Source organism: Pseudomonas sp. NFACC14 (assembly GCF_900106885.1).
GTDB lineage: Bacteria > Pseudomonadota > Gammaproteobacteria > Pseudomonadales > Pseudomonadaceae > Aquipseudomonas > Aquipseudomonas fluorescens_AA.
This window is the reverse complement of sequence record NZ_FNOA01000004.1, coordinates 113,907-121,736: the sequence shown is the minus strand read 5'-3', so window position 1 is coordinate 121,736 and position 7,830 is coordinate 113,907. Positions and strand designations below refer to the sequence as shown.

Here is a 7,830-nt window from a genome sequence, read left to right as displayed (position 1 = left end):
GCTCGCTCCCACAACAAGGGCCCTGCGTTGCATACAAAGGTCATGAACACCCAGATCCCCTGTGGGAGCGAGCTGGCTCGCGATGGCCGTGGGTCAGTTGTATCAATGGCGCCTGTGCCGCCGTCTCCCCAGCTCACTGGATGCCCATACCTTTTGCTGGGGGCCATCACGCTAAAGCGCCTGCACAACATACCCACGTATGGTATCGAACGTGGTCCGGCGCGATGCAGACTCATTCTCCAGCGACGGCCACTTTCTCATGCCCAGAGAGGTGGCTTTCGCCAAAGCCCTTGAGCCAAGCCTTCGGAGAACGACCATGACCACGCATTTGAACGCCCCTGCAGCAAAGGATGGAATGCATCCGGATTCACACATGAGCTTGCACGCTACCTTGTACGAGGAGCTGGTCCCTTCACGTTATGCGCTGAAGATTGGCGAGATCGACGTACTGGTGGTCAGCGATGGGGTGTTGCCCCTGCCGACCGCAACGATGTCCACCAATGCCGACCCAGCCGCCCGCGCGGCCTGGTTCAAGGACATGTTCCTGGGCCCGGACGCCTTCGATTGGGCGTTGAACGTGCTGGTGGTACGTAGCGGCGAGCAGACCATACTGGTCGATGCCGGGCTCGGCGGCCAGTTCCCCGGTTTCCCGCGGGCCGGGCAGTTTCCCAAGCGCCTTGCCGCCGCCGGTATCGATCTGGCGTCGGTGACCGACGTGGTGATTACCCACATGCACATGGACCACATTGGCGGGCTGCTGGTCGATGAGGTGAAGCGCCGGCTGCGTCCGGACCTGCGGATCCACGTGGCCGCTAGCGAGGTAGCGTTCTGGGCGGCGCCGGATTTCTCCCTCACCTCCATGCCCTCGCCGGTACCGGACGTACTGCGCGCCACCGCCGAGCAATTCATGCACGAGTACCACGACAAGCTGCGCACCTTCGAGGAAGCCTGCGAGGTTGCCCCGGGCGTGCTGGTCAAGCGCACCGGCGGCCATACGCCAGGGCACAGCGTGGTCCACGTGACCTGCGGCGAGGAGCGCTTGACGTTCGCCGGCGATGCGTTGTTCCCGGTCGCCTTCGACCACCCCGACTGGCACAACGGCTTTGAACATGACCCTGAAGAATCGGTCCGCGTTCGGGTCCGCCTGATGCGAGACGCGGCGGCGTCCGGTGAACTGCTGGTCGCCACTCACCTGCCATTCCCCTCCGTTGGCCGGGTGGCGGTCGACGGTGACGCCTTTCATTGGGTAGCGGCCTATTGGGACTACTGAGTGCCCGTTGGATCTAGGCCAGCGTCCACGCCGGACGCCGGCCCCTGCCCGATGATCAACGGCGGATGACCCTGTACATCGGGAGTGCCCTGCGGGTCGACGATTTCCATGCCGAGCATCAGGCCACGCCCCCACCGATCCAGTCGAACTCGTTTTGCAGTGCCTGCAAACCTGTGGAGAGGGGAGCCTCGCTCCCACAAAATCCCCTCACCACAAAATCCTCAGTGTCCCAGTCGATCGGGCCCACCTTCGCACATTGGCATGCAGAGTTTGTGGTCTATAGTTCCTGACAGATCCCAGGATCTTTCGCTCGGGCCAACAGGAGCTACACCCCTCGAGCCGTACCGCGCCGACGCCCACCAGCCGTCGGTCGAACAATGCAGGGAGCACACCATGCCGATCCAGCGGCCTGAGACACTGAGGTTGGCCCCTGGCACTGCTCATCGTGCCGAGGCCGATGACCATACCGAGGCCGGCGTGCTTCGGCGCGCCTTCGATCAAGCCAAGGAAGCCTACATCCTGTTCCCGCTGCTGGCCGTCCTGCTGTTGCTGGCCATCTGGAGCGCCACCCTCTACCTGATCAAGGTCGAACATCTTCGCGCGCAGCAGAGCGCCGCGACGGCCAGCCTGGAAATGGGCGCCACCTACGAAGCACAAATGTTGCGCGCCATCCATGAAATCGATCAAACCCTCAAGCTGGTCAAATACACCTATGAGACCGAGGCCGAGCCTAATCCCCTTCGCCGGCTCCAGGAGCGGGCCTTGTTACCGCCGGCCCTGGTGTTCGATGTCAGCGTGGTCAACCCGGACGGCAGGCTCGTGGCGAGTACGCAGGTCAACGGCCGGGAAAATATCGCTGACCCGAATGAGCAGCAGACACTGCGGCACAGCGACTCATTGTCCATCAGCCATCCGTGGAGAAGTCCAATCACCGGAGAATGGCGCTTGCGCTTCAGCCGGCGACTCGATGCCGCGGATGGCACGCTTTCCGGAATCGCCAGGGTCGAGGTCGACGCCGCCTATTTCGTCAGTAGCTACGACGCCTCGAAACTCGGCGAACAGGGTGCCCTCGGGTTGCTGGGCACTGACGGCCTCTTCCGCGTGCGGCGTACCGGAGAAACGGTACTGGCCGGCGATACGGTCGATTACACGGCAGTGGTGCCGGACGCGGAAAACACCGAGGCGGTGCTCTCGGTCAATGGTTGGGACGGGGTGCGGCGCTACACCAGTGCCCGCCAGCTCTACGACTTTCCGCTGGCGGTGATTGTCGGGTTGTCAGAGGAAGAACAACTGGCCGCGGTGAACCAGCAGGCGCGTACCTACCTCTGGCGCGCGGCGGGCGGCAGCCTGGTGCTGGTGCTGCTGGTGGGCGTGCTCGCCCGGATGAGCTGGCAACTGGCGCAGAGCCGTTTGCGCGCCGCCGAAGCCCAGGCTCAACTGGCCGCCGCCGCTCGCCAGGCCGGCATGGCCGAAATCGCCACCAACGTCCTGCACAACGTGGGCAATGTGCTTAACAGCGTGAATATTTCCGCCGACCTGGTCACCCGCAAGCTGCGCACCAGCAAGGCCTTGGGGCTCGGTAAGGCGGTGCAAATGATGAACGAGCACGCCGATGACCTCGGCGATTTCATCTCCCACGACGAGAAAGGCAAGCTGCTGCCCGGCTACCTGAACCAACTGGTGGACGCGCTTGCGCTCGAGCAACAGAGCATGACCGAAGAACTCGGCCAACTGAGCAAAAGCGTTGATCACATCAAGGAAATCGTCGCCGCCCAACAATCTTACGCAGGCACCTCCAGCCTTGCCGAAACCGTGCAGATCAAGGACCTGATCGAGGATGCCTTGCGCATGAACGCCGGCATCATCGCGGCGCATCGGATCACCGTGGTGCGAAACCTGGCCGAAACACCCTTGCTGCAACTGGACAAGCACCGGGTGCTGCTGATCCTGATCAACCTGATAAAAAACGCCAGCAGGGCGATGGATGATCGGCCGGAGCCGCCCCCTCGAATCATCCTTCAGAGCGAGATTCCCCAAGAAGACACCCTGGTGATCAAGGTCATCGACAACGGCGAGGGCATAGCGCCCGAGAACCTGACGCGGATCTTTGCCCATGGCTTTACCACACGCAAGGATGGCCATGGTTTTGGCCTGCACAGCTGCGTCCTGGCGGCCATGGAGATGGGCGGCTCGCTGGAGGCCCATAGCGATGGCCCGGGAACGGGAGCGACCTTTACGCTCAAACTGGCGATCTAGGCTACGCTTCGGCGCGTGATAACGCACAGCTTCAGCCAACGTTACAAGGAACAGACGAATGGCGATCCACGCAACGAGGTTACCTTGACCCCCATGGTGAAAAAGCCCAATACCTTGGCCTTGGTAGTCGTGACGCTGTACGCCGGCGGCGCCAGTGCCGACGCAGCCGACATGTTCTCGCTGAGCAGTTTCGGCACGGTGGGGATCGTTCATTCCAGCGAGAAAAAAGCCGACTTCACGTCCAGTATCTTCAAGCCCAACGGCGCGGGGCATTCGCGCAACTGGAGCGCCGACGTCGACAGCCTGATAGGCGCCCAACTGACCGCCACCTTCACCCCGCAACTGTCGGCGGTGGTGCAGGTCATTTCCGAGCAGCGCTACGACAACAGTTACCGGCCCTTCGCCGAGTGGGCCAACATCAAGTACCAGTTCACGCCGGATTTCAACGCACGCATTGGCCGTACCGTGTTGCCGACGTTCCTGGTGTCCGACACCCGCAAAGTGGGCTACACCCTGCCCTGGGTGCGGGCGCCCATGGAGGTCTACAGCCTGATGCCGATCTCCAGCAGCGACGGCATCGATGGCAGCTACCGGTTTCGAGTCGATGAAATCACCAACACGGTGCACGCCCACTACGGCCAGACCGACAGCCGCGATTCCGACGGGACCGGCAAGGCGCTGACGAGAAATCTCTGGGGGGTCACCAACACCACCGAGCTCGGTGTCCTCACCACACGCATCACCTACATGAAGGCCGACCTGACCCTGGAGCCATTCAATTCACTCTTCGATACGTTCAGGGAGTTCGGTCCGGAAGGCATCGCCATCGCCGATCGCTACGATTCCGATGACACCCCCGTCGACTTTATCGGCGTAGGTGCCAGCTACGATCCAGGCGACTGGTTCGTCATGAGTGAATGGGGGCGTCTGGACAGCCGTTCCGGTCTGGGCAGGACCAGCGCCTGGTACATCAGCGGCGGGTACCGCATCGCAGCGTTCACCCCCTATGTCACCTACGCGCGCTCCAGGACCGAAACAGAAGTCTCCAGCCCGGGCCTGACGCTATCGGCCTTGCCGCCGGCCCTGGCGGGCACTGCCGCCGAACTCAACGGTGCGCTCAACAGCATCCTGGGCTCTAACGAAGGCCAGCAGACCCTTTCCCTGGGTATGCGCTGGGACTTCACCAAGAACATGGACGCCAAAGTGCAATTCGATCACACACGTTTCAAGGGCAACTCGGTCGGTCCGTTGATCAACCCCCAACCGGATTTCACGTCGGGGGGTTCGCTCAACGTCATCAGCCTGGCTGTTGATTTTGTCTTCTGATGGAGCAGGCCATGTGGGTTGTGAGACTCATCGGATTCGCCATGGCGGGGCTCGCCCTGTGCGCCGCCAGCGTTGCCGTCAAGGCCGACGTGGTGGTGGTCGTCGCCGCGTCCAGCCCGGTGAAGACGCTCGCGCGCAATCAGGTGGCGGATATTTTCCTGGGCAAGGCCAGTCGTTTTCCCGGCGGCGGACAGGCGATTCCCATTGACCAGACAGAAGACTCACCGACCCGTGATGAGTTCTACACTACGTTCACCGGCAAGTCCGCAGCCCAGCTCAAGGCGCATTGGTCGAAAATCATCTTCACTGGCAGGGGCCAGCCGCCGCAGGCGGTTTCGAACGGGGCGGAGGTCAAGAAACGTATCGCAGAGAACCCCGACACCATCGGCTATATCGAGGCACGGGAGCTGGACGGCAGCGTCAGGGCACTGCCGCTCGAGTCGCAATGAGTACGGGCCTCTACGTACCGGGCTCCGTGTCGGCCGCCTGGGCTTGCAGCAACAGCTTGAACTGATCGGCGGGCACCGGTTTGTTGAAGTAAAACCCTTGGAACTCATCGCAGGCATTGTCCCGCAGGAAATCGGCCTGCTCCTTGGTTTCCACGCCTTGGGCCACCACGGTCAGGCTGAGGGTCCGGCCCATCGCGATGATGGCCTCGGTCAGGGCTTTGTCTTCCGACACGCTGCTGGTATCGCAGATACACGAGCGGTCGATCTTGATGACATCCAGCGGAAACTGCTCGAGCGCGGAGAGCGACGAATAACCGATCCCGAAATCATCGATGGCGATGCGGACCTGCAGGCGCTTGAGGCCGGTCAACACACCCAACGCCCTCTTGACGTCCTGCATGAGCAGGCTCTCGGCGATCTCCAGCTCCAACAGGCGCGCGTCCATACCGGTTTCGGCCAGTATCTCGGCCAAGTCCGTCAGCAGGTTCTCATCGGCAAACTGCCGTGTCGTGAGGTTCACAGCGATCCCCAGGTGTGGCAGCCCTTGTCGTTGCCAGGCGACGTTCTGCCGGCAGGCCGTCTTGAGCACCCACTTGCCGATCGGCACGATCAAACCGGTCTCTTCCGCGACCGGGATGAATTGCATGGGCGCCACGATTCCCAGGTCGGGATGATTCCAACGCAGAAGCGCTTCCATGCCGGTGATCTGGCCACTGGAAATGTCCCGCTTGGCCTGGTAATGCAGTTGGAACTCCTGGCGCTCCAGCGCGTGGCGCAAGCTCAGCTCCAGCGTCAGCCGTTCCAGTGAGTCCGCGTTCAACTTCGCGGAATAGAACTGGAAGTTGTTCTTGCCACACTGCTTGGCCTGGTACATCGCGATATCGGCGTTTTTCTTGAGTGTCTGCTCGTCCAGGCCATCTTGTGGGAACACACTGATACCAACGCTGGCGGTCACACGGAACTCCTGGCCCTGGAGGTTGAAGGGCCGGGCAATGGCGGTCAGGACTTTTTGGGCGGCAGTCGCCACGTCGCTGTCCTGCGACAGCTCCGGCAGCAAGATCACGAATTCGTCGCCGCCCAATCGGGCCACCGTATCGCTGCCGCGCAGACACGCCTCGAGGCGCAGCGCGACCTCCTTGAGCAGTTGATCGCCGGCATCGTGCCCCAGGGTATCGTTGACTTGCTTGAAGCGGTCTAGGTCAAGAAACAGCACCGCCAGTTGCCGATCATAACGGCTGGCCTCGCGGATGCTCTGGCTCAACAGCTTGCTGAACAGGCTGCGATTGGGCAAGGCCGTAAGGCCGTCGTGATAGGCCAGGTACTCGACACTTTCCGCGTAGGCAATTTTCGCTTCGCCGGCGCGCAAGCGGCTTTGCACCAGTTGCCAGCTCATCCGGGCGAGCAGCCCCGCCAGCAACACCAGCACCAGGCTGCCGCCCGTGGCGCGCCACAGGTAGGTACGCGCTTGCTGGTTCACCGCGGCCAGTTGTTCTTCCTCGGACAACCCGACAATCACCGCCAGTGGGAAGTCGTAGAGCTGGCGGGCACTGGTGTAGCGCCACACACCATCCCCCGCATTGATTGCGCGTACGGCTTCGGTGCTTTCAGTGTCCGGGACCACGGTTGCGTAATCGATCGATTCGCCGGCCGATACCTCCTCCCCACTGCGCCGTGCCCGAAAGACACCGTCACTACCCAACAGGCCGAGCAAACCTTGATTGCCGAGTTTCGAGGCGTCATAACTGCTGACGAAATAGGCGGCATCGACCTCGACCATGGCGATTCCGGCGAACGCGCCATCCCCACCATCGAGCCGTCGGCTGAAACGCAACTTCCACTCCCCCGTCACCGGGGTTTTCCACGGGCGGCTGATCGACAACGCCGTGTCCGGGCCCAGCGTTTGCAGCTCATCCTTGGCCATTCGGCTTCCGGCTTCGCTCGGCTGGGTACTGGCGACGACCCGACCGCCGGCGTCGACCACACTGACGTCGAACAAGTAGGGAGAAGGCAACAAGGCGCGTGCCTTGAGCTTGGGCAGCGGGTTGGGCTGCCGCTCGGACTCGTAGGTGTACTTGACCAGCTTGAGGGTCTGATCGATTTCACGCACAGCCCGCAGGATCTGCGCTTCGTAGGTGGCGCCGACTTCCAGGCTCGCCTCGGCGATCGCCTGCTGCGCCCGGGCCTGTTCGACCTTGATCAGGTACAGGGTGCCCGCCCAGATGACCACCAACAGCAGGACAGCCAGCAGCGGAAACAGGATGTAGGCTTCCCTGGCCTGATCGAAAACGCGCCGAAACCAATGGCTCGTCACATCGGCCAAGGCGTTTTCACGATGGACGATATCCAGGGCCGACGTCATTACACTCGCCCGTTGGATCGCCATGGTGTGCTCCCTGCCTTGTTCACTGCTGACGGCCTGCGGGTATCCGATGCAGCTACGGCGCGAGGCGTGCGCAGTCCCTGATCGCCGGCACGGAAAGATTCCGGACCTGCTGAAAACTATAGACCACAAACCGTGCCCGCCACGGC

The 7,830-nt window shown here is 62.3% G+C and carries 5 protein-coding genes; 4 read left to right on the top strand and 1 reads right to left on the bottom strand.

Features of this window, described 5'->3' with window-relative positions; genetic code table 11:
- Window positions 1–316: 316 nt before the first annotated feature.
- From BLU85_RS09180 to BLU85_RS09165, 4 genes are all read left to right on the top strand, one after another.
- Window positions 317–1,270 carry an MBL fold metallo-hydrolase gene (locus tag BLU85_RS09180; RefSeq protein WP_092198070.1) on the top strand — a complete coding sequence of 318 codons (954 nt, stop codon included), beginning with the start codon at window positions 317–319 and terminating at the stop codon, window positions 1,268–1,270.
- A gap of 393 nt (window positions 1,271–1,663) precedes the next feature.
- The gene (locus BLU85_RS09175) at window positions 1,664–3,526 is read left to right on the top strand and encodes an ATP-binding protein (RefSeq protein WP_092198067.1); all 1,863 of its coding nucleotides are present in this window, start codon (window positions 1,664–1,666) and stop codon (window positions 3,524–3,526) included.
- 93 nt (window positions 3,527–3,619) lie between these two features.
- Window positions 3,620–4,852, top strand: a complete 1,233-nt coding sequence (locus BLU85_RS09170) for a porin (RefSeq protein ID WP_092198064.1) — start codon at window positions 3,620–3,622, stop codon at window positions 4,850–4,852.
- A gap of 11 nt (window positions 4,853–4,863) precedes the next feature.
- Window positions 4,864–5,301, top strand: coding sequence for a type 2 periplasmic-binding domain-containing protein (locus BLU85_RS09165; protein WP_092198061.1), 438 nt, complete (start codon window positions 4,864–4,866; stop codon window positions 5,299–5,301).
- Window positions 5,302–5,311: 10 nt separating this feature from the next.
- Here BLU85_RS09165 and BLU85_RS09160 read toward each other — a convergent pair whose 3' ends face one another.
- Window positions 5,312–7,684 carry a putative bifunctional diguanylate cyclase/phosphodiesterase gene (locus tag BLU85_RS09160; protein WP_092198058.1) on the bottom strand — a complete coding sequence of 791 codons (2,373 nt, stop codon included), beginning with the start codon at window positions 7,682–7,684 and terminating at the stop codon, window positions 5,312–5,314.
- Between the last annotated feature and the right edge of the window lie 146 nt (window positions 7,685–7,830).

Excerpts from the sequence above, each read along its gene's own strand:
- BLU85_RS09160 (WP_092198058.1), bottom strand. The coding sequence starts at position 7,684 with ATGGCGATCCAACGGGCGAGTGTAATGACGTCGGCCCTGGATATCGTC.
- BLU85_RS09180 (WP_092198070.1), top strand. The coding sequence starts at position 317 with ATGACCACGCATTTGAACGCCCCTGCAGCAAAGGATGGAATGCATCCG.
- BLU85_RS09170 (WP_092198064.1), top strand. The coding sequence starts at position 3,620 with ATGGTGAAAAAGCCCAATACCTTGGCCTTGGTAGTCGTGACGCTGTAC.
- BLU85_RS09165 (WP_092198061.1), top strand. The coding sequence starts at position 4,864 with ATGTGGGTTGTGAGACTCATCGGATTCGCCATGGCGGGGCTCGCCCTG.
- BLU85_RS09175 (WP_092198067.1), top strand. The coding sequence starts at position 1,664 with ATGCCGATCCAGCGGCCTGAGACACTGAGGTTGGCCCCTGGCACTGCT.